General features: G+C 55.3%; 20 protein-coding genes, 2 tRNA genes and 1 other annotated feature. Of the genes, 11 read left to right on the top strand and 11 right to left on the bottom strand.

What is annotated here, in order from left to right:
• Window positions 1–2: 2 nt before the first annotated feature.
• The 4 genes from KQI26_RS09520 to KQI26_RS09535 form a co-directional block, all read right to left on the bottom strand.
• Window positions 3–671: an AroM family protein gene (locus KQI26_RS09520; protein ID WP_216504237.1), complete on the bottom strand. Its 669-nt coding sequence runs from the start codon at window positions 669–671 to the stop codon at window positions 3–5.
• A 2-nt stretch (window positions 672–673) separates the two neighbouring features.
• Window positions 674–1,612, bottom strand: a complete 939-nt coding sequence (locus tag KQI26_RS09525; protein ID WP_118746617.1) for a DUF1177 domain-containing protein — start codon at window positions 1,610–1,612, stop codon at window positions 674–676.
• 108 nt (window positions 1,613–1,720) lie between these two features.
• Window positions 1,721–2,824: a hypothetical protein gene (locus tag KQI26_RS09530; RefSeq protein ID WP_216504238.1), complete on the bottom strand. Its 1,104-nt coding sequence runs from the start codon at window positions 2,822–2,824 to the stop codon at window positions 1,721–1,723.
• Between the two features lie 424 nt (window positions 2,825–3,248).
• A complete protein-coding gene (locus KQI26_RS09535; protein WP_216504239.1) occupies window positions 3,249–4,118 on the bottom strand; it encodes a hypothetical protein in 870 nt (289 codons plus the stop codon).
• A 201-nt stretch (window positions 4,119–4,319) separates the two neighbouring features.
• On the opposite strand from KQI26_RS09535, the gene KQI26_RS09540 reads away from it, so the two are divergent.
• The 3 genes from KQI26_RS09540 to KQI26_RS09550 are packed head-to-tail and all read left to right on the top strand — an operon-like array spanning window position 4,320 to window position 5,977.
• Complete coding sequence (locus KQI26_RS09540; protein WP_216504240.1) at window positions 4,320–5,087, top strand: creatininase family protein; 768 nt, start codon at window positions 4,320–4,322, stop codon at window positions 5,085–5,087.
• 1 nt (window position 5,088) lies between these two features.
• Complete coding sequence (locus KQI26_RS09545; RefSeq protein WP_216504241.1) at window positions 5,089–5,595, top strand: hypothetical protein; 507 nt, start codon at window positions 5,089–5,091, stop codon at window positions 5,593–5,595.
• Window positions 5,588–5,977, top strand: coding sequence for a GNAT family N-acetyltransferase (locus KQI26_RS09550; protein WP_216504242.1), 390 nt, complete (start codon window positions 5,588–5,590; stop codon window positions 5,975–5,977). Before KQI26_RS09545 ends, KQI26_RS09550 begins: the two co-directional genes overlap by 8 nt.
• 45 nt (window positions 5,978–6,022) lie before the next feature.
• Here the strand turns inward: KQI26_RS09550 and KQI26_RS09555 are convergent.
• Window positions 6,023–6,098: transfer RNA gene (locus tag KQI26_RS09555), tRNA-Pro, on the bottom strand.
• A 153-nt stretch (window positions 6,099–6,251) separates the two neighbouring features.
• Here KQI26_RS09555 and KQI26_RS09560 point away from each other — a divergent pair.
• The 6 genes from KQI26_RS09560 (at window position 6,252) to KQI26_RS09585 (ending at window position 12,327) form a co-directional block, all read left to right on the top strand.
• Window positions 6,252–6,327: transfer RNA gene (locus KQI26_RS09560), tRNA-Thr, on the top strand.
• 154 nt (window positions 6,328–6,481) lie between these two features.
• Window positions 6,482–6,730: a binding site (T-box leader), on the top strand.
• A 74-nt stretch (window positions 6,731–6,804) separates the two neighbouring features.
• On the top strand, window positions 6,805–9,432 hold the full coding sequence (locus KQI26_RS09565; RefSeq protein WP_216504243.1) for a valine--tRNA ligase: 2,628 nt from the start codon (window positions 6,805–6,807) through the stop codon (window positions 9,430–9,432).
• Between the two features lie 18 nt (window positions 9,433–9,450).
• A complete protein-coding gene (locus tag KQI26_RS09570) occupies window positions 9,451–10,737 on the top strand; it encodes a folylpolyglutamate synthase/dihydrofolate synthase family protein (protein WP_216504244.1) in 1,287 nt (428 codons plus the stop codon).
• A 104-nt stretch (window positions 10,738–10,841) separates the two neighbouring features.
• A complete protein-coding gene (locus KQI26_RS09575) occupies window positions 10,842–11,159 on the top strand; it encodes an anti-sigma factor antagonist (protein WP_118746615.1) in 318 nt (105 codons plus the stop codon).
• Window positions 11,156–11,608, top strand: a complete 453-nt coding sequence (gene spoIIAB / locus KQI26_RS09580) for an anti-sigma F factor (protein ID WP_118746524.1) — start codon at window positions 11,156–11,158, stop codon at window positions 11,606–11,608. Before KQI26_RS09575 ends, spoIIAB begins: the two co-directional genes overlap by 4 nt.
• Window positions 11,605–12,327, top strand: a complete 723-nt coding sequence (locus KQI26_RS09585; RefSeq protein ID WP_253292778.1) for a sigma-70 family RNA polymerase sigma factor — start codon at window positions 11,605–11,607, stop codon at window positions 12,325–12,327. The genes spoIIAB and KQI26_RS09585 overlap by 4 nt, the downstream gene beginning before the upstream one ends.
• A gap of 30 nt (window positions 12,328–12,357) precedes the next feature.
• Here the strand turns inward: KQI26_RS09585 and trmD are convergent, their stop codons facing one another.
• The 6 genes from trmD to ylxM all read right to left on the bottom strand — a co-directional run bounded on the left by trmD (window position 12,358) and on the right by ylxM (window position 15,961).
• Window positions 12,358–13,092, bottom strand: a complete 735-nt coding sequence (gene trmD, locus KQI26_RS09590; protein WP_118746523.1) for a tRNA (guanosine(37)-N1)-methyltransferase TrmD — start codon at window positions 13,090–13,092, stop codon at window positions 12,358–12,360.
• Entirely contained in the window at window positions 13,082–13,585 is a 504-nt protein-coding gene (gene rimM / locus KQI26_RS09595) for a ribosome maturation factor RimM (RefSeq protein ID WP_216504245.1), read from the bottom strand. The genes trmD and rimM overlap by 11 nt, the downstream gene beginning before the upstream one ends.
• Window positions 13,586–13,658: 73 nt before the next feature.
• A complete protein-coding gene (locus tag KQI26_RS09600) occupies window positions 13,659–13,889 on the bottom strand; it encodes a KH domain-containing protein (RefSeq protein ID WP_118425686.1) in 231 nt (76 codons plus the stop codon).
• Window positions 13,890–13,907: 18 nt separating this feature from the next.
• Window positions 13,908–14,150, bottom strand: a complete 243-nt coding sequence (gene rpsP, locus KQI26_RS09605) for a 30S ribosomal protein S16 (RefSeq protein ID WP_118425688.1) — start codon at window positions 14,148–14,150, stop codon at window positions 13,908–13,910.
• Window positions 14,151–14,233: 83 nt separating this feature from the next.
• Window positions 14,234–15,574: a signal recognition particle protein gene (ffh, locus tag KQI26_RS09610; RefSeq protein WP_216504246.1), complete on the bottom strand. Its 1,341-nt coding sequence runs from the start codon at window positions 15,572–15,574 to the stop codon at window positions 14,234–14,236.
• A 21-nt stretch (window positions 15,575–15,595) separates the two neighbouring features.
• Complete coding sequence (gene ylxM / locus KQI26_RS09615; RefSeq protein ID WP_118425692.1) at window positions 15,596–15,961, bottom strand: YlxM family DNA-binding protein; 366 nt, start codon at window positions 15,959–15,961, stop codon at window positions 15,596–15,598.
• A 188-nt stretch (window positions 15,962–16,149) separates the two neighbouring features.
• Between ylxM and lgt the strand changes: the two genes are divergently transcribed.
• Both lgt and KQI26_RS09625 read left to right on the top strand, forming a co-directional pair.
• Window positions 16,150–17,139, top strand: coding sequence for a prolipoprotein diacylglyceryl transferase (lgt, locus tag KQI26_RS09620; RefSeq protein WP_216504247.1), 990 nt, complete (start codon window positions 16,150–16,152; stop codon window positions 17,137–17,139).
• A gap of 51 nt (window positions 17,140–17,190) precedes the next feature.
• On the top strand, window positions 17,191–18,129 hold the full coding sequence (locus tag KQI26_RS09625) for an AEC family transporter (protein ID WP_216504248.1): 939 nt from the start codon (window positions 17,191–17,193) through the stop codon (window positions 18,127–18,129).
• Window positions 18,130–18,266: the final 137 nt, after the last annotated feature.

Below are 18,266 nucleotides of genomic sequence, written 5' to 3' on the forward strand. Positions count from 1 at the left end.
TCTTACAAAAGCTCCATGGCCACCCGGGCCAGGAGAGTGCGGGGCAGAATCACCCGTTTCCCGGTTTCTTCCTGAAAGATCTCTTTCATCTTTTGGGTATAGCCGATGCAGTCCAGAATCACCATATCGCAATCGGTTTCCGCCACCTGTCTGGCGCACTGACGCACACCTGCTTCCCCTTCATAAGGGGAAACGGCAAAGGAAACCGGCTCCTGAAGATAAAGTTTCCATTTTTCCAGGCTCTGGTCCTTTTGCAGGGGTGAGGGATTGACAATAGCGGTTTTTCGGGAGGAAATGGCCGGGGCCATGCCCTTGAGCACCCGGCCGGGGAAAAGCAGGGGTACCCGGCTTTGGAAGGTGTCGGGAAAATCCCCGGTGCAGAAAAAGAGGATCAGACGGCATCCTGCATCTTCCAGCTCCGTGATGGCATTTTGCAGCCGGGGAAGCACATATTTTTCAGCAAAAGTCACCGAAGAACCGTCTGTGAGGCGGGAAACCAGCACATAGTCTCCCTCTTCCGGCTGGAAAGCGGCAATGTCTTCCTGGGTCAGCCCGTCCAGGCCGCCCCTTTCCAAAAGCTCCACACCGGGGAGCAGGGGCAGGATATCCGCTGTTACATCCACCCGGGGAGCCTGTCCCACGGTGACTGCTCCGATTTTTACCGAAGGCATGATTAGTTCCTCCCCTTGGTCTGGAAATGACCCATGGGGCCATACAGCTTCTGGATGAGGGCATATTCTTCCTCATCGTAGAACTTGCAGTCACCCTTGCCAAAGTACTTGGCCACTTCCAGCATGAAGCGGGCGGCTTCTTCGCAATCCACGAAGTGGGTGGCGCCGGTGGCGCAGCCGGCCACAGTGGTTTCGGTGGTGATGGCCACGCCTACCACAGGAGCATTGGTGGCAGTAGCGGGCTGGAGGATGCTGTTGAGGTGGTACAGGTCGTTGCCATAGGGGGTGATGTCCTGCTGAGACAGGGCAAACACATAGGGCAGGCGGCCGGTGGAAGTCTGCATGATATCCAGCAGATCATCGCTGACCTTCAGGATATAGCCTTCCTTGACGGTGGGGGAGATGGCAAAGCCACGGGTGTTGATGATCCGGTTGCCCTTGGTGGTGTCCACCACCAGGATGGCGTCCAGCTCGGGGGTGACTTCGGCCTGGTTCACCTGGGCCATGTCCAGGGGAGAACCCATGAAGGGTACCGGCTTATGGGGCTGGGTGGGAGCATCGGGGCATACATGGGTGGAAATGAACACATCTCCTTCCAGATAGTCGCCTTTCACCTGCATATCCAGCAGTTTTGCAGCCAGGGTCAGGGCCACCAGAGCGCCATCGCCATCGGAGACAAAACCGGTCATTTCCGGACGGGCACCCAGGCCGCCCAGACGGCCCAGCAGGCCGATGGTGGGGGCTGTGCCGCCCTGGCTCTTGCCGTTTTTGCCGGGGATGCGCACCTTCACCATATCGGTGGAGCCTTTGGCACCGGAGAGCACCTGAATTTCCACATTGGCGTCCGCCTTGATGGAGCGCAGGTAGTCAGCCACCTTCTGGCCGCTGGCGGTGCTGCTGTCCAGGATATCATAGACCTCAGTCAGTTGTTTGAGAAGCATTCTTTTTTCCACCTTTCTTTTTGGAGAGTTCTCCAATTCTCTCCCCATCCTATCACACAAAAAAGCGCCTGGCAAGAAACCAGGCGCTTTTTTGCAGAAATAGGCAATTTAAAAGCCAGAGGGCAGGGAGAGAAAGAAGGGCTGGATGCCTTCTGGATCATAAAGCTTTACATCCATGACCTCAAACCCCTTGCCAGGGCGGATCAGGTGGAGAGACAGGGGCCGGTTGGTGGCTGTATCCAAAGCATAGAAGCAGTCACGCTTTTCTCCGTTTAGATAGCCATAGAGCACTCCGTCACATAAGGCAAGAAAATTACCATTATACCAATTTTGTTTATTACCCATTTTTTCTTGGGGGATATCTAAAGTCAAAGTGATGGAATCTTTTTCACTCCAGTCGAAATCGTAGGAATAAAGGATCACCTGGCGGAGGGAAGAGGTGTTGGCCAGAAAATAGCCTTCCGGGGTGATGAGTAGGTGGGACACCGGCTTGGTCAAGGGAAGGGAAAACAGCTGACCGGCGGCAAAGTCGTATTGTCCCAAGTACTTTTCGTTGCCCTGGGTATAGAAAAAGAAGAGCCGGTCTCGTTCGCCATCATAAAGGGTGCGGGTTTCGATCAGGCAGTCTTTCAGCAGGTTGGTAAGAAAAACTTGTCTCTCCCAAGTTTCGCCCGTTTTTGCATCCAACAAAGTGAGGATGATTTCATTTTGATCTGTGCGGCGGTAAAGACATAGGCCTTTTTCCCAAGAAAAGCAGTCAATCAAGGACTCAAAAGCATTGCTTTTTTCAATATGATATTCCTGTGTTTGCGAATCTGATACAATAAAAATACGCCAAAAAAGCGCTTGTTTTTGCCAATTATCCCAAACGAAAACAGTGCCGAAATCATAGGTGTCCCGAAACATCACTTGCCCATAATCCTCCTCGGGTTGGGGAGACTGCAGGACATTTACATCTTCCGTGGAGTAGAAGCTTCGATAAGTACGTTGAAAATCTCCATTCCCTTTTTTCCATTTTCCATTTTTCCAACTATAGTAGGCTGTTTGATAAGAAGGGGCGCCGTAATTTTTTTCATAGAATATACCAGGCAGATATGGTGAGTTTGTGGAAACCAGAGGCTGACAAGTAAAGCTTACAGAAGTGTATAAGAGCCAGCCAAAGAAAGAGAAAGAAAGTACGGCTAAAAGAGCAATCAAAATCCGCTTTTTCATTTTTTTCTCCTTTTAATGATGAAATTATTCTTCCACTTCCAGCGAGAAGGGCCAAGCTGCTGATACATATTGACCCGTAGCATACAGCCTTGTATTATATCCGTCAACCTCCAAAGCGCTGGGAGTAACAGTTCCACTTCCGGGAGAACAGACATTAACGCCAGCATAATTATAGGCTTTCCAAACCAAAGTGGCACAGTTCATAACACTATTGGAGTTGCGGGGAGCCAAGGCATTATAGCTCCATCCAAGGAGGTTATTCAAAGCATAATAGGCCGCCTGGGCCTTTTGCGGAGTTGTGAATTTTTAATTTTCAGCATCTAAGCTTAGATTTGTTTTACTATTATATACCATAACTGTTTGGGAAAATCAAGAAAAAATCTGAATAATTGGAGAATTGCCAATATGTGCTAGATATAGAAGGTCAACTTTCCTCCTCTTCCTCATCCCAGCGCAGGAACAGACGCTGCACCAAGCGGAGACGGCGCAGGGCCTCTTTCTTTTCCATCCGGGCCTTGTGGACTTGCTCCATGGCTTTTTCCAGTTCTTCACGGGTGGCGCGGAGGGCCAGCTTCTGGGCTTTCCGCAGGGCGGAGAGGGTGCGCTTATATTCCTGCCGGGCTTTTTTCAGCCGAAGGGTCAATGCGTGAGGGCGGGCCTGCCAATGGGGATAGGCATGGAGCAGACGGCGGAGAAGCCGTTTGTCCCGCAGCACTTGGTGTACGGCCTGGGCGATTTCTTCGGTGTTGTCGCCCTTTTGGGTATCGATGTGCTTTTTCAGCAGGTTCATCACGGTAAAGGACAGACCGCAGTCACAGACAAACAGTGCCCACAGAGTCCAGACCAGAATGGCCATCACAAAGAGGGGGATGCGGGACACCCAGGAGAAAAAGAAGGGGTCCACCACCCGGACAATAATGGCAGAGGCCAGACCGAAGAGGATCAGGTTTCCGATCCACACCCGACCGTGAAGGTTCATGGGCTTTTTGGAATAGTCCCACCAGCGGGCGTGGAAGAGCTTTTCCAGATACCAGCTGGTGAAGTATTCCAGGCTGCCGCACAGGAAGAAGCCGGCCAGAAACACATCGCCCCAGGTGCCCCGGTATCCCAGAAGGCCGCCCACTACAATGGTGACAAAGGTGACGCCGCAGCCATAGATGGGGCACCAGGGTCCCAACAGGAAGCCGCGGTTGACCAGACGCCGGTATTCAATGGATACCAGCACCACTTCCATCACCCAGCCCAGAAAAGAAAAAAGGAAAAAGAGCAGAGAGAGCTGATAAAACAGTTTCACAAAAATGGTCTCCTTTGCATGAGATTTTGATGGATTTCAAAATGGAAAATATGAAAGACAGCATACACCCTGGAGGCCTCCAGGTCAAGGGGTGGGGCATAAAAAATTTCTCAGAGAAGAAACCCCACCCACGGCCCTTGATTTTGGATCGGGGGTGGGGTATGATAAAAACAAATATGCAAACAAAAGGAGCGGCGGAACATGCGATTGGAACGAATTACCTGGAAACAGGCGGAACGCTATTTCAAAGATCACCATACGGCGGTCATTCCCATCGGGAGCATCGAAAACCACGGTTCTCACTTGGCTTTGGGCACCGATTTTCTCATCCCTTCCCATTTGACCGGGGCCATTGAGAAAAAGTGCGATGTGCTCATCGTCCCCGCCGTGCCCTATGGAGTGGCCGATCATCATTTCGGGTTCCCCGGCACCATTTCTTTGGGCTATGACGGCCTGCGTCTGGTGCTGGAAAAGATCACCGATTGTTTGTATCGTTATGGCGTGCGTCGCTTCGTCTTTCTCAATGGCCATGGGGGCAACGATCAGGCCATTCTGGATACCGCCCTTCAGTTGGAGGACAAAGGCGCTCTGGGCGCTTTGCTCAACTGGTGGCAGCTGGCTGGAGAGCTGAATCCCAAATGGAAGGGCGGCCACGGCGGCGGAGAAGAGACGGCGGCCATTCTGGCCATCGATCCCAGCCTGGTATATATGGAGGATTATATGCCCCTGGAGCCCCAGGATATCTCGGCCGGTCTGCCCACTTCCGGCGTCAAGACCGTGCGGTATCAGGGCATTGATGTGACGGTGCAGCGTCACTTTGGTTCGGTGACACCTTCCGGCTGGTTCGGGCCGGATGACCCCAAGGATGCCACCGAGGAATGGGGCCAGGAAATGCTCCAGAAAGTAGGAGAGTTCATCACCGGCTTCATCAATGAATTTGACAAAGTGCCTCTGGAGGAGCGCAAATAGGATGCTGGAGCCCCTTTTTCAGTTGGACTCCGTTTTGAACCGGAAACTGTATTTGAGCCTGCAAAAAGCCTATTTCCGCCAGTTTCGTCAGGGGTACCGCAAGGCCTGGATGGCCGCGGCCCTGGCGCTGGCGGCGGTGGCCGGGCTGTTTGCCCACTCAGGGGACAGCCTGGGCTGGGTTTATGCCGTTTTGGCTCTGCTGGCTTTTTATGCGGTCCAATGGGGCTGGCATCTGCCTGCGTTGTGGAACCTGACCCGGATGAAAAAACAGCTGGGGAAAAATGTGCATTTTGCTTTTTGGGATTTTGGCCTGGAGCGTACCGGGCCGGAAGGGGAGCAGCTCATTCCCTGGCGGGAAGTGACCCATGTGCTGGAAACGCCACAGGGATGGGGGCTTTTGTGCCGCAGCCGCCTGCTGGCCTGGGGCGATGGCCCACGGAGTGGGGAAGAAAAGGCCCGTTCTTTTGATTTGCCGGCCTTTCTTTCTTTTCTGAGGGGAAATGCATGAGGGGCCCGATGAAAAAACACTGGAAGAATGGCTGTTTGAGCGGAAAAAGACCGAAGTCATTTTTGCAGTGGTGGAGGGAGAAGAGGTGGGGTTTACCCTGTTCTTCCATAATTTCTCCACTTTTCTTGGCCGGGCCGGTCTTTACCTGGAAGATCTTTATGTAAAGCCGGAGCACCGGGGAAATGGGTATGGGAAGGCCATATTGCAAAAGCTGGCCGCCATTGCCGTGGAGAGAAAATGCGGCCGACTGGAATGGTGGTGCCTGGACTGGAACAAACCCAGCATTGATTTTTATCGCTCCCTTGGCGCCGAGCCCATGTCCGATCGGACGGTATACCGCATAGCGGGGGATACCCTGGCCAGGCTGGCCCAAGGAGAATAAGAAAAGAAAAAAGAAAAAGACCGCATCACAAGATGCGGTCTTTTTTGGTCGGAGTATCGGGACTTGAACCCGAGGCCTCTTGGTCCCGAACCAAGCGCGCTACCAGCTGCGCTATACCCCGAAGAGGGCAAGTTGCTCTCACGAGCAGACTGCTTTATTATTATAGGCATTGTAAGCCCCTTTGTCAAGAGCTGGCCGGGGAAGAATTTTTAAAAAAACAAAAATAAGTCTGGACAAACCAAGGGAAGTTTTGTATAATGAATAGGCACAAGACGCTAGTATAGCTCAGTCGGTAGAGCAACGCATTCGTAATGCGTAGGTCGTCGGTTCGAATCCGACTTCTAGCCCCAGTGGGTGTGGGCTAACTTTTAAGCCGCTTGCCTTCCCGGCAAGAGATAGTGGTGTAAATCCGCTCGCCCGCTCCAAAGGCCGTTTGCCATTTTGGCAAACGGCCTTTTTCTGTCCTTGACAAAAGGGAAGGGGAGACCGTATAATATCCCTTGTATAAAGGCTGTGAAGGGCAGGAGTATCCCGGTGAAGCGGCATAGAGAGGGCACGGTTGGTGGAAGTGCTCCCAAGGCGCCGGGGGAATGTGGTCCCTGAGCCGCAGGCTGAACCGCCCTTTTGGGCACAGTAGGCCCCGCCGTTTGGCCCGCGTTAAGGGAAAAGGCGCTGTCTGGCGCCGGAGTGTGCGTTTTTTAACGCAAATATGGGTGGTACCGCGGAAGTGAAATGTTTACCTCCGTCCCGTAACAACACGGGGCGGAGGTTTTTTTGTGATCGGCCGCCCTCGGCCATACAGCAAGAAAGAAGGAGTGAAGCCGAATATGGCAAAGGAACTGGAAAAGGTCTACGATCCCAAACAGACCGAAGACAGCGTCTATCGGTTTTGGGAGGAAAGCGGCTGTTTCAAAGCCGAAGTGGACAAGAATAAGAAGCCTTACAGCATCGTCATGCCGCCCCCCAATGTGACGGGGCAGCTGCACATGGGTCACGCCTTTGATGTGACCATTCAGGATGCCATCATCCGCCAGAAGCGGATGCAGGGCTATGAGGCTCTGTGGATGCCCGGCATGGACCACGCCGGCATCGCCACTCAGATCAAGGTGGAAGAATACCTGCGGGAGCAGGAGCACAAGACCCGCTATGACCTGGGAAGAGAGGAATTTCTCCGCCGGGTCTGGCAGTGGAAGGACGAATACGGCGGAAGAATTCTGGACCAGCAGAAAAAGCTGGGCGCTTCTCCCGACTGGCGCCGCCGCCGCTTCACCATGGACGAAGGCTGCTCCAAAGCGGTGCGTCAGACCTTTGAGAACCTGTATAAAAAGGGCTTGATCTACCGGGGCAGCCGGATCATCAACTGGTGCCCCCACTGCGCCACCGCTCTGTCCGACACCGAAGTGGAATACAATGAGCAGCAGGGCCATCTGTGGCACATCAAGTACAAGGTCCAGGAGACCGGGGAGGACATGATCATTGCCACCACTCGGCCTGAGACCATTCTGGGCGATACCGGCATTGCCGTCAACCCGGAAGACGAGCGTTACACCCATCTCCATGGCAAGCACGCCATCCTGCCCCTGGTAGGCCGTCTGCTGCCCATTTTCCCCGATGATTATGTGGAAAAGGACTTCGGCACCGGCTGCGTTAAGGTCACACCCTGCCATGACCCCAACGACTTTGACATGGGCCAGCGTCACGGCCTGGAGCAGATTCTGATCCTGGACAACGACGCCAAGATCAACGAAAACGGCGGTAAATACCAGGGAATGGACCGATATGAAGCCCGCAAGGCCATTCTGGCCGATCTGGACGCCATCGGCGCTTTGGTGAAAACCGAGGATTACAGCCACAATGTGGGCACCTGCTACCGCTGCGGCACCACCGTGGAGCCCATCACCTCTGCCCAGTGGTTCGTCAAGATGAAGCCCCTGGCCGAAGAGGCCATCCGGGTGGTGAAAGAGGGACGGATCAAGTTTGTTCCCGAGCGCTTCACCAAGACCTATATGAACTGGATGGAGAATGTGCACGACTGGTGCATCTCCCGTCAGCTGTGGTGGGGCCATCAGATTCCCGCCTGGTACTGCGACGACTGCGGCCATGTGACGGTGAGCAAAGAGGATGCCTGCCAGTGCGAAAAGTGCGGCAGCAAGCACATCCATCAGGAAGAGGATGTGCTGGACACCTGGTTCAGCTCGGGCCTGTGGCCTTTCTCCACCATGGGCTGGCCGGAAAATACTCCGGAACTGTCCTATTTCTATCCCACCGATGTGCTGGTCACCGGTTATGACATCATCTTCTTCTGGGTGGCCCGTATGGTGTGCATGGCAATGGCTGAAATGGGCGAGATCCCCTTCAAGACGGTGTATATCCACGGTCTGATCCGGGATGCGCAGGGACGGAAAATGTCCAAATCCCTGGGCAACGGCATCGATCCCCTGGAGGTCATCGACCACTATGGCGCCGATGCTCTGCGTTTTACCATCTGCACCGGCAACAGCCCGGGAAATGACACCCGTTTCAGCGAGGAAAAGGTGGAGGCCAGCCGGAACTTCTGCAACAAGATCTGGAACGCCAGCCGGTATGTGCTGATGAATCTGGATATTGAAGAGCCCGGCCTGCCGGAAGAGTTAACCCTGGAGGACAAATGGATCCTCTCCCGCTATAACGACCTGGTGCGGGAAGTCACCGAGAACATGGACAAGTTCGAGCTGGGCATTGCCGCCGAAAAGCTCTATTCCTTCATCTGGGATACCTACTGCGATTGGTATATTGAGCTGACCAAGCCTCGTCTCCAGAACAAAGAGGACAAGAAGGCCCACGAAGGCGCTCAGCGGGTGCTGGCTTATGTGCTCTCTGGGACCATGCAGCTGCTCCATCCCTTCATGCCCTTCATCACCGAGACCATTTGGCAGGCCCTGCCCCACGAAGGGGATTCCATCATGCGCAGTCCGTGGCCGGAATACAGCCAGAGCCTGTCCTTTCAGGAAGAGGAAAAGCAGATGGAAGTGCTGATGGAGATGATCCGGGCCATCCGCAACCGGCGCAGCGAAATGAATGTGCCGCCCTCCAAAAAGGCACAGCTGATGTTCTCCGGAGAGAAGGCCGCGTTGTTTACAGCGGCAGCGCCTCTGGTAGAGCGGCTGGCCTATGGCTCCCAGGTGAGCCAGGTGGCGGCAGACACCGATCTGTCCGGCACCGTTTCGGTGGTCACCGACAGCGCTACCTGCTATATGCCCATGCGGGAGCTGGTGGACATGGAGAAGGAGAAGGCCCGCCTGCAAAGCGAAAAGGAAAAGGCGGAGCAGAACCTGCAGCGTATTCTGGGCAAGCTGCAAAACGAGAGTTTTGTGCAGAAGGCTCCGGCCGCCGTGGTGGAAGCCGAGCGGCAGAAGGCCGAAAAAGCCCGTCAGCTCATCGCCAAGCTGGAGGAAAACCTGGCGAATATGAAATAAAGCCGGGAGGACAGGGCCATGATGACCTACCAGGAGGCAATGGATTTTATCAATCACATCCCCCATATCGGCAAACGCAATGGGGTCAATCGGGTGCGGCCTCTGCTGGAAAAGCTGGGGAACCCCCAGCAGCACCTTCGGTTTGTCCATGTGGCAGGCACCAACGGCAAAGGGAGCACCGTGGCCATGACGGCCTCGGTGCTCCGGCAGGCCGGCCTGCGGGTGGGGATGTTCATCTCCCCCTATGTGGAGGATTTCCGGGAGCGGATCCAGCTGGATGGACAGTGGATCTCAAAGGAGGACCTGGCGGAAGAGGTGAGCACTCTGGCTCCTCTGTTCCGTCAGCTTCAGCAGGAGGATCGGGCGGTCACCGAGTTTGAGTTCGATACCGCCATGGCCCTTCACTATTTTGCCCGAAAGAAATGTGATATGGTGGTGCTGGAAGTGGGCATGGGGGGCAAGCTGGATGCCACCAACTGCATCGATGCCCCTGATGTGAGCGCCATCGCTTCCATTTCCTTTGACCATACCCAGTATCTGGGCAATACCCTGGCGGAGATCGCTGGGGAAAAAGCAGGAATCATCAAAATGGGCAGCCGGGTGGCCATTTACCCTAAAGAGCCGGAAGAAGCCATGGAAGTGATCCGCAAAGTTTGCCGGCAAAACAGCATCCAGCCCAATCTACCCGATCTGTCCCAGCTGGAGATCCTCTCCTGTGGGGGAGAAGGCAGCGTCATCCGCTATAAAGGCAAGCAGCTGCACATCCCCTTGCTGGGAGAGCATCAGATCTACAATGCCCTGACGGTATGCGCCATTTTTGAAGAGCTGAACGCCGGGGGATGGGATTTTGACTGGGAGACCATCCAAAAGGGCATTGGCCAGGCCCGCTTCGAAGGCCGGCAGGAAGTGATCTGCCGCGAGCCGTTGTGCCTGGTGGATGGCGCCCACAACCCGGATGGGGTGGACAGCCTGTGCCGCACCATCGACCGGTTTTTTGCAGGAAAACAGGTGACCGTGGTCATGGGAATGCTGGAGGACAAGGACTACGCCTACGGCCTTTCCCAGCTGGCCCAAAGAGCCAGCCGGTTTATTGCTGCAACCCCTCAGGATACCCCTCGGGCGCTGCCGGCCGGGAAGGCGGCGGAGATCGCCAAAAGCTATTGCCAAAGGGTAGAGGCGGTGGACGATCCGGCCCAGGCTGCTTTCCTGGCTAAGAGCCAGGCCGGGGCGGAAGATGTGGTCATTGCCTGCGGAAGTCTGTATATGATCGGCTATGCCAAGCAGGGTTTTCTGCGAGAAGAATAAAGATGAGCCGGGGAGAGTTTTCTCCCCGGCTTTTTCGCTAAAAATTGCGGTGTCCTTTTGCTACAATGGGGACAAGCCCAAAAAGAAGAAAAAGGATGAAGCATATGGTAATAGAGCAAAAAGAAGAGGGGCTGTCGGTCCTTCTGGAGGGAGAGCTGGGGCACCACGAAGCCCTCAGCGCCCTGCGCAGCCTGGAAGATGCCATCAGCCAACAGAGCCCTTCCCGGATGGAGCTGGATTTTTCCGGCGTCAGCTTTATGGACAGTTCGGGGATCGCCTTGGTGGTGCAGTCGGCCCGGCAGATGAGGGTCATCGGCGGCAGTCTGACTGTGCGGGGCGTTTCCCGTCAGGCCATGCGGGTCTTTGATGCCGCCGGAATTCCCAAGATCGTCCGGTTTGTGGGGAAGGAGGAAAAAAGATGAAAAAGCCCCTCAATTCCATGACAGTAACTTTTGACAGCCGTTCGGTGAACGAAGGCTTTGCCCGGGTGTGCGCCGCTTCCTTTGTGGCCCAGCTGGACCCCACCATGGACGAGCTGAACGATTTGAAAACCGCCGTCAGTGAAGCGGTGACCAATGCCATCGTCCATGGCTATCCCGATTGCGTGGGAAAGATCACCCTGACGGTGAAGATCTTTGAAAACAGCCTGGTGGAAATTCTGGTGCGGGACAAGGGGAGAGGCATCCCCGATATCGAAAAGGCCCGTCAGCCTTTGTACACCACCGGAGGCAAGGAGCGCAGCGGTATGGGCTTCACCATTATGGAGAGTTTCATGGATCAGCTCACCGTTCGCTCCCAGCCTGGAAAAGGGACAGCGGTGCGGATGAAAAAACGGCTTTCGGTGCGTCTGGGCGCCGGAGGGCAGGCTTGACCGCCCAGGAGGAACGGTGTGAACTGATCCAGAAGGCCCAACAGGGAGACAAAGAGGCCATGGAACAGCTGGTGACCCAAAACAGCCCCTTGGTGTGGAGTATTGTCCGCCGGTTTTTGGGGCGGGGAGTGGAAAAAGACGACCTGTACCAGCTGGGATGTATGGGGCTTTTGAAGGCAGTGGAAGGGTTTGATCCGGCCTTTGCCACCCAGTTTTCTACATATGCTGTGCCTAAAATCGCCGGAGAGATCCGTCGGTTTCTCCGGGACGACGGCCTTTTGAAGGTCAGCCGCAGCGTGAAGGAGAACCAGAATCGGGTCATGGCGGCCCGGGCCCGGCTGGAAAGTGTTTTGGGAAGAGAACCCCGACTTTCGGAGATCGCAGAGGAGACCGGGCTGACGCCGGAGGAGATCGCCGCCGGGGAGACAGCCTGTCAAAGTGCTCTGTCCCTCAATGCGGAATGGGGAGAGGACGGTTTCCGGTTGATGGACATTTGCCCGGCCCCCGATGAAGAAGAGGGGCGGGTGGAGCTTCTGGCTCTGCGGGAAGCCATGGCCCTGCTGCCTCAGCGGGAGCAAACGGTACTCACTTTGCGGTATTTCCGGGATCTGACCCAGCAGAAGGTGGCCCAGATCCTGGGGGTGTCCCAGGTGCAGGTTTCCCGCATCGAAAAAAAGGCCATTGCAAAAGTGAAGAAAATCCTGGAAGACAGCGGATAAGAAAAAAGCCGGTGAAAACCGGCTTTTTATTTAGCTATTTTGTTCTTCTTCCCATTGTTCTAGCAGCTTCCGGTCCTCCCGGGTCAGCTGGAGCTTTTGAAACAGGTCAGGCCGCCGCTCTCTGGTGCGGAGAAGAGATTGGAGCCTGCGCCACTGACCGATGTTTTTGTGGTGGCCGGAAAGAAGCACATCGGGCACCCGACGGCCGTGCCATTCTTCCGGCCGGGTGTACTGGGGGTATTCCAGCACACCGGAGAAATGGCTTTCATCGGTGAAGCTCTGGTCATCAGCCAGCACGCCAGGTACCATGCGGCACACCGCATCGGCAATGGCCACTGCGGCAATCTCGCCACCAGTGAGCACAAAATCTCCCAGGGAGATCTCCTCATCCACACATTCATCGATGAACCGCTGGTCAATGCCTTCGTAATGGCCGCAAACCAGAATGAAACGGTCCCGGGCCAAAAGTTCCTTGGCCTTTTCCTGGCAGAAAGGAGCGCCCTGGGGGGACATCAGGATGGTGTGTACCTTTTCTCCCTCCCGCACCTCTTCCCAGGCCCGGTAAAGAGGATCGCACTGCATCACCATTCCCATGCCGCCGCCATAGGGATAGTCGTCGGTGCGCCGGTGCTTGTCCAAAGTGTAATCCCGGATGTTGTGGGCTTTGATGTCGATCAGGCCGAATTCCCGGCCCCGGCCAATGATGCTCTCCCCCAAAACCCCTTCAATCATGCCGGGAAACAGAGTCAGAATGTCAATTTTCATCGGGCAGCATCCCCGGAATGGTATTCAGCTCCAGACGGCGGTTTTCGAAATCCACCCGATGTACAAAGGCCGGCACGGCGGGGATGAGCACCTGTCCCCGGGGCGTGGCGATGCAGTACAGGTCGGAAGCAGGGGAGGGGCGCACCTCTTCCAGTGTGCCGATGATCTGTTCGGTACGGGTGTCGTAGACCGAAAAGCCGATGATATCGGCGATGAAATAGGCCCCATCTTCCAGCTCTACCTGGTCCCGATCCAGGTAGACCACCTTGTTTTTCAGCGTCATGGCCTGGTCCAGGGAATCGATGCCCTCCAGTTTGCACAAGACGAAACCTTTGTGGGGGCGGCTTTGGGTGATGGAATAGGCCGTGCCATCGATATAAAGGCAGGGCAGCTGTTCAAAGAGCACCGGGGAGTCGCACCAGGGATCGATCTTTACCTCGCCCCGCACGCCGTGGGTGTTGATGATGCGTCCGCATTCCAGCAGCTCAGGCATAGAGTATCTCCTCATTTCTTGGTGGTTGTCAAAAAAGGAAAAGAGGCCGTTTTGAAAAAACGGCCTCCGATGACTAGTCCAGGATCTCCACTGTAGTCCGCAGGTTTTCCCGCAGGCCGGCGGCCTTGATAAGGGTGCGGATCTCTTTGGCGATGCGGCCCTGGCGGCCAATCACCTTGCCCATGTCCTCCTGGGCTACGCGAAGCTGGAGGTTCATGGTGTCGCCACTCATCACCGCCTCCACAGAAACCTGGTCAGGATGATCCACCAGATGCTGGGCGATATAGACAAGCAACTCTTTCATATTGGCATTCTCCTTTGATTAAAGAGCTCCGGCTTTCTTCAGAAGGGCGCGAACGGTGTCGGTGGGCTGGGCGCCGTTCTTGATCCACTGCTGGGCACGCTCAGCGTCCACGCGGATCTCAGCGGGATGCACCAGGGGATTGTAGATGCCGATCTCCTCGATGAAACGGCCGTTGCTGGGATAGCGGGAATCGGCCACAACGATGCGGTAGAAAGGAGCCTTCTTGGCGCCCATTCTTCTCAGTCTGATCTTAACCATGATTGTACCTCCATGTTTTTGTAAAAAATATTCTTTCTCTATGCCAAAATCGCCTTCCAGGGGAGAAGGGATGATGGATCAATGGATCAGAAAGGCAGCTTCAGGCCCCGCAGGCCCTTGCCCTTTCTCTTGGCCGCGCCGGAAAACTGCTTCATCAGCTGCTGGGTGGCGTTGAACTGCTTGAGAAGCCGGTTCACATCTTCCACTTTCAGACCGCAGCCGGCGGCGATGCGCTTTTTCCGGGAGAAGTTCAGCACTTCCGGATTGTCCCGCTCGTAAGGGGTCATGGAAAGGATGATGGCTTCGGTGCGGGCCAGCTGCTTTTCATCCACCTGGGCGCCCTGCAGGGCTTTGCCTCCGGTGCCGGGGATCATGGCGGCGATATCGGCCATGCTGCCCATGCCTTTCAGCTGGCACAGCTGGTCGTAGAAATCCGTCAGGGTCAGTTTCCCCGAACGCATCTTCTTTTCCAGCTCCTGGGCTTTTTTCTGATCAAAATTCTGCTGGGCCTTTTCAATCAGGCTCATCACATCTCCCATACCCAGCAGGCGGGAAGCCATGCGGTCGGGGTAGAAGGGCTCCAAAGCGTCCAGCTTTTCGCCGGTGCCGCAGAATTTGATGGGTTTGCCGGTGACGGCCCGAACCGAAAGGGCGGCACCGCCCCGGGCGTCGCCGTCCAGCTTGGAAATGAGCACCGAGTCGATGCCCAGCGCTTCGTCAAAGGCCGAGGCGGCATTGACGGCGTCCTGGCCGGTCATGGCGTCCACCACCAGCATGATCTCGTGGGGATGGAGGGCTTCTTTCAGCCGTTTCAGCTCATCCATCAGTTCTTCGTCGATGTGGAGCCGACCGGCGGTATCTACAATAAGAAGGTCGTTGCCATGCTGCTTGGCATGGGCATACGCAGCCTGGGCGATGGCCACCGGATCTCCCTGGCCCTGTTCGAACACCGGGATATCCAGCTGAGCGCCCACCACTTTCAACTGATTGATGGCAGCGGGGCGGTACACATCGCAGGCACACAGCAGTGGCCGCTTGTTTTCCCGCTTTTTATAATAGCCCGCCAATTTTGCGGCGTTGGTGGTTTTACCGGCGCCCTGCAGGCCCACAAACATCACCACAGTGGGGGGATTGTTGGCCATATGGATGCGGCTTTGGGTGCCGCCCATCAAAGCGGCCAGCTCGTCATTGACGATCTTGATGACTTGCTGAGCCGGGGTCAGGCTTTCCAAAATTTCCACGCCCACCGCTTTTTCGGTGACGCGGGCGATAAAGTCCTTGACCACCTTGAAGTTCACATCGGCTTCCAGCAGGGCCATACGGATCTCCCGCATGGCGGCCCGCACATCGGCTTCGGTGAGGCGGCCGCGGCTGCGCAGCTTTTGGAATACGCCGTTTAATTTTTCGCTGAGACTTTCAAAGGCCATGGGATTCCTCCGGGCTGAGCCCTATTCCGAAAGTTTGGCGGCCGTCTGCAAAATCAGATCGGCCTGCTTTGCGATCTCATAATTGCGGGGGCCCGACGCATTGGCCGAAACGATGAGGTGGGCGGCCTGAGCGATCTGTTCCACCTGGGTCTGGATGCCGGCATAGCGGCGCACCAGCTGGAGCCGGTCCTCGGTGTCCCGCAGAATGCTTTCCGCCCGGACGATGGCGTCCCGCACACCCTGGCGGGTGATACCGGCGATCTCCGAGATCTCGGTGAGGGACATATCCTCATTATAATAAAGGTCAAAGAGTTCCCGCTGTTTGTCGGTGAGCAGTTCGCCATAAAAATCGAACAGCATGGACATATGGAAAGTATCGCTTTTCATCCTTTGACCTCCCCACAATGTAAAGCGTTGAGCCTTTACAACGATATGTATCTTAACATGGATCTGCGCTCCTGTCAAGAAAAATAGTGAAAAAAGGCCGCGGGTTGAATTGTGGCGGAGGGTGTGCTATCCTGTAAAAAGCGAGTGGCTGCGGGCCGCTTGCGGGAAAAACGCAAGGAGGACGAGATATGGTCCATTATGTATCCTTCCCGGGACTTTTTGATAAGGTGTTCAAACTCAATCAGGTGGCCTTCCATATAGGGAACTGGCCCATCCGCTGGTATGGCGTCATCCTGGCCGTGGCTTTTCTGCTGGGTGCGCTATATCTGATGAAGCGGGCTTCGAAGTTTGAAACCGATCCCGATACCGTCATTGATCTGCTGATCATTGCTTTGCCCTGCGGCGTGCTGGGGGCGAGAGCCTATTATGTCATCAACAGATGGGACTATTATAAGGATCATTTGAATGAATTGCTGTCCATCTGGAACGGTGGTTTGGCCATTTATGGCGGCGTCATTGCAGGAATTCTGGTGGTGTTGCTCTTTGGCCGGAAGAACCGTCACCGGTTCAATATCCTGTCCTTTCTGGATGTGGGGGCCTTGGGACTGCTCATCGGCCAGATCATTGGCCGGTGGGGCAATTTTGTCAACGGAGAAGCCTTTGGCACAGCCACAAATCTGCCTTGGGGCATGGTGATCTCTCAGACCGCCACCGGCGGGGGAGCGGCGGTGCATCCCACTTTTCTGTATGAATCCCTGTGGAACCTGCTGGGTTTCACAGTGCTGCATTTCTACTCCAAACGCCGGAAATTCCGGGGCGAGATCTTCGCCTGGTACTGTGTCTGGTACGGCTTTGGCCGGGGCCTGATCGAAGGACTGCGCACCGACAGCCTGTATATCGGCGATACCAGCATCCGCATTTCCCAGGTGGTGGGCTTTACCGGCTGCGTCATCGGCGCGATCTTCCTGATCTGGATGTACTGCACCAAAGCGTGGAAACGCATCCCGGCCTTTGATCTCAGCGCCCCAGGCCTTGTGCCCAAAGAGGGAACAGAGGAAAAAGTGGCAGACTGTGAGGAAAAGATTCCGGAGGAGCAGGGGAAGCCTGAGGCGGAAGAGGAAGCGGAAACGCCGTCTCAGGAGGAATCCGGAGAGGCCGGGGATTCAAAGGACGAATAAAAAAACGCCTGCGGGCGAAGAAAAGAGGGAGAACGGGAAACCGGAACAAAAATGGAAAATTTGATTTTAGCCATCAATGTGGTACTGCCGCTGTTTTTCACCATGGCCATCGGCTATTTTCTCCGGCAGATCCACATGGTGGACGAACCGCTGCTGAAAAAGCTGAACAGCCTGGTGTTCAAGGTGTTTCTGCCCATTCTGCTGTTCACAAACATTTACCAGTCCGATCTGGAGTCCATGTTTGATCTGAAAACCATCCTCACCGCCGTCATTTCGGTGTTAGCCACCTTTGTGGTCCTTTGCCTGGTGGTGCCGCTGATCGAAAAGGACGGCCCCCGGCGGGGTGTGATTGTTCAGGGCATTTTCCGCAGCAATTACATTTTGTTCGGTGTGCCCATTGTTTCCGGTGTGTTCGGCCAGGAGGGCCTGGGCGTGGTGTCCATCATCAGCGCCTTTGTCATTCCGCTGTACAATATGCTCAGCGTGGCCGCTTTGGAGACCTTCAGCCATGGCAAAATGAATGTGAAGAAGATCCTCAAGGGGATCATCACCAATCCTCTCATTATTGCTTCTTTGCTGGGTATTGTGTTCCTGGTGTTTCAGATCCCTCTGCCTCAGGCGGTGGAAGAGACCATCGTAGATATGGGACAAGTGGCTACACCCCTTGGTCTGGTGAGCCTGGGCGGGTTCTTTAAGTTTTCCGATACCAAGCGGTTTCTCCGTCAGCTGGTCATTATCGTGGTGGGGCGGTTGCTCATTTGCCCGGCCATCTTCCTGCCCATCTTTATCGCCATGGGCTTCCGGGATGTGGAGCTGATGGCTCTGGCTGCCATGATGGGAGCACCCATTGCCGTTTCCTCCTTCATCATGGCCCAGCAGCAAGGGGCCGACGCTGATCTGGCCGGCCAGTCGGTGGCGTTCACCACCTTGCTTTCTGTGTTTACCATGTTTTTGATCATCTTCGGCCTGAAACAAATGGGCCTGATTTAAAGAAAAAACCGGACGCAATGAAGTGACCCCAAAAAGTTAGACAATATTCTGAAGTAAAAATTGTTCAAGCAGCCGAAAGGGCTTGCTGTCTGTGAATTGCAGGCGGCAAGCCCTTTAGCTTTGCCTTAATCCTGCGG

Origin of the sequence: Intestinimonas sp. MSJ-38 (genome assembly GCF_018917925.1) — a bacterium.
GTDB lineage: Bacteria > Bacillota > Clostridia > Oscillospirales > Butyricicoccaceae > Pseudobutyricicoccus.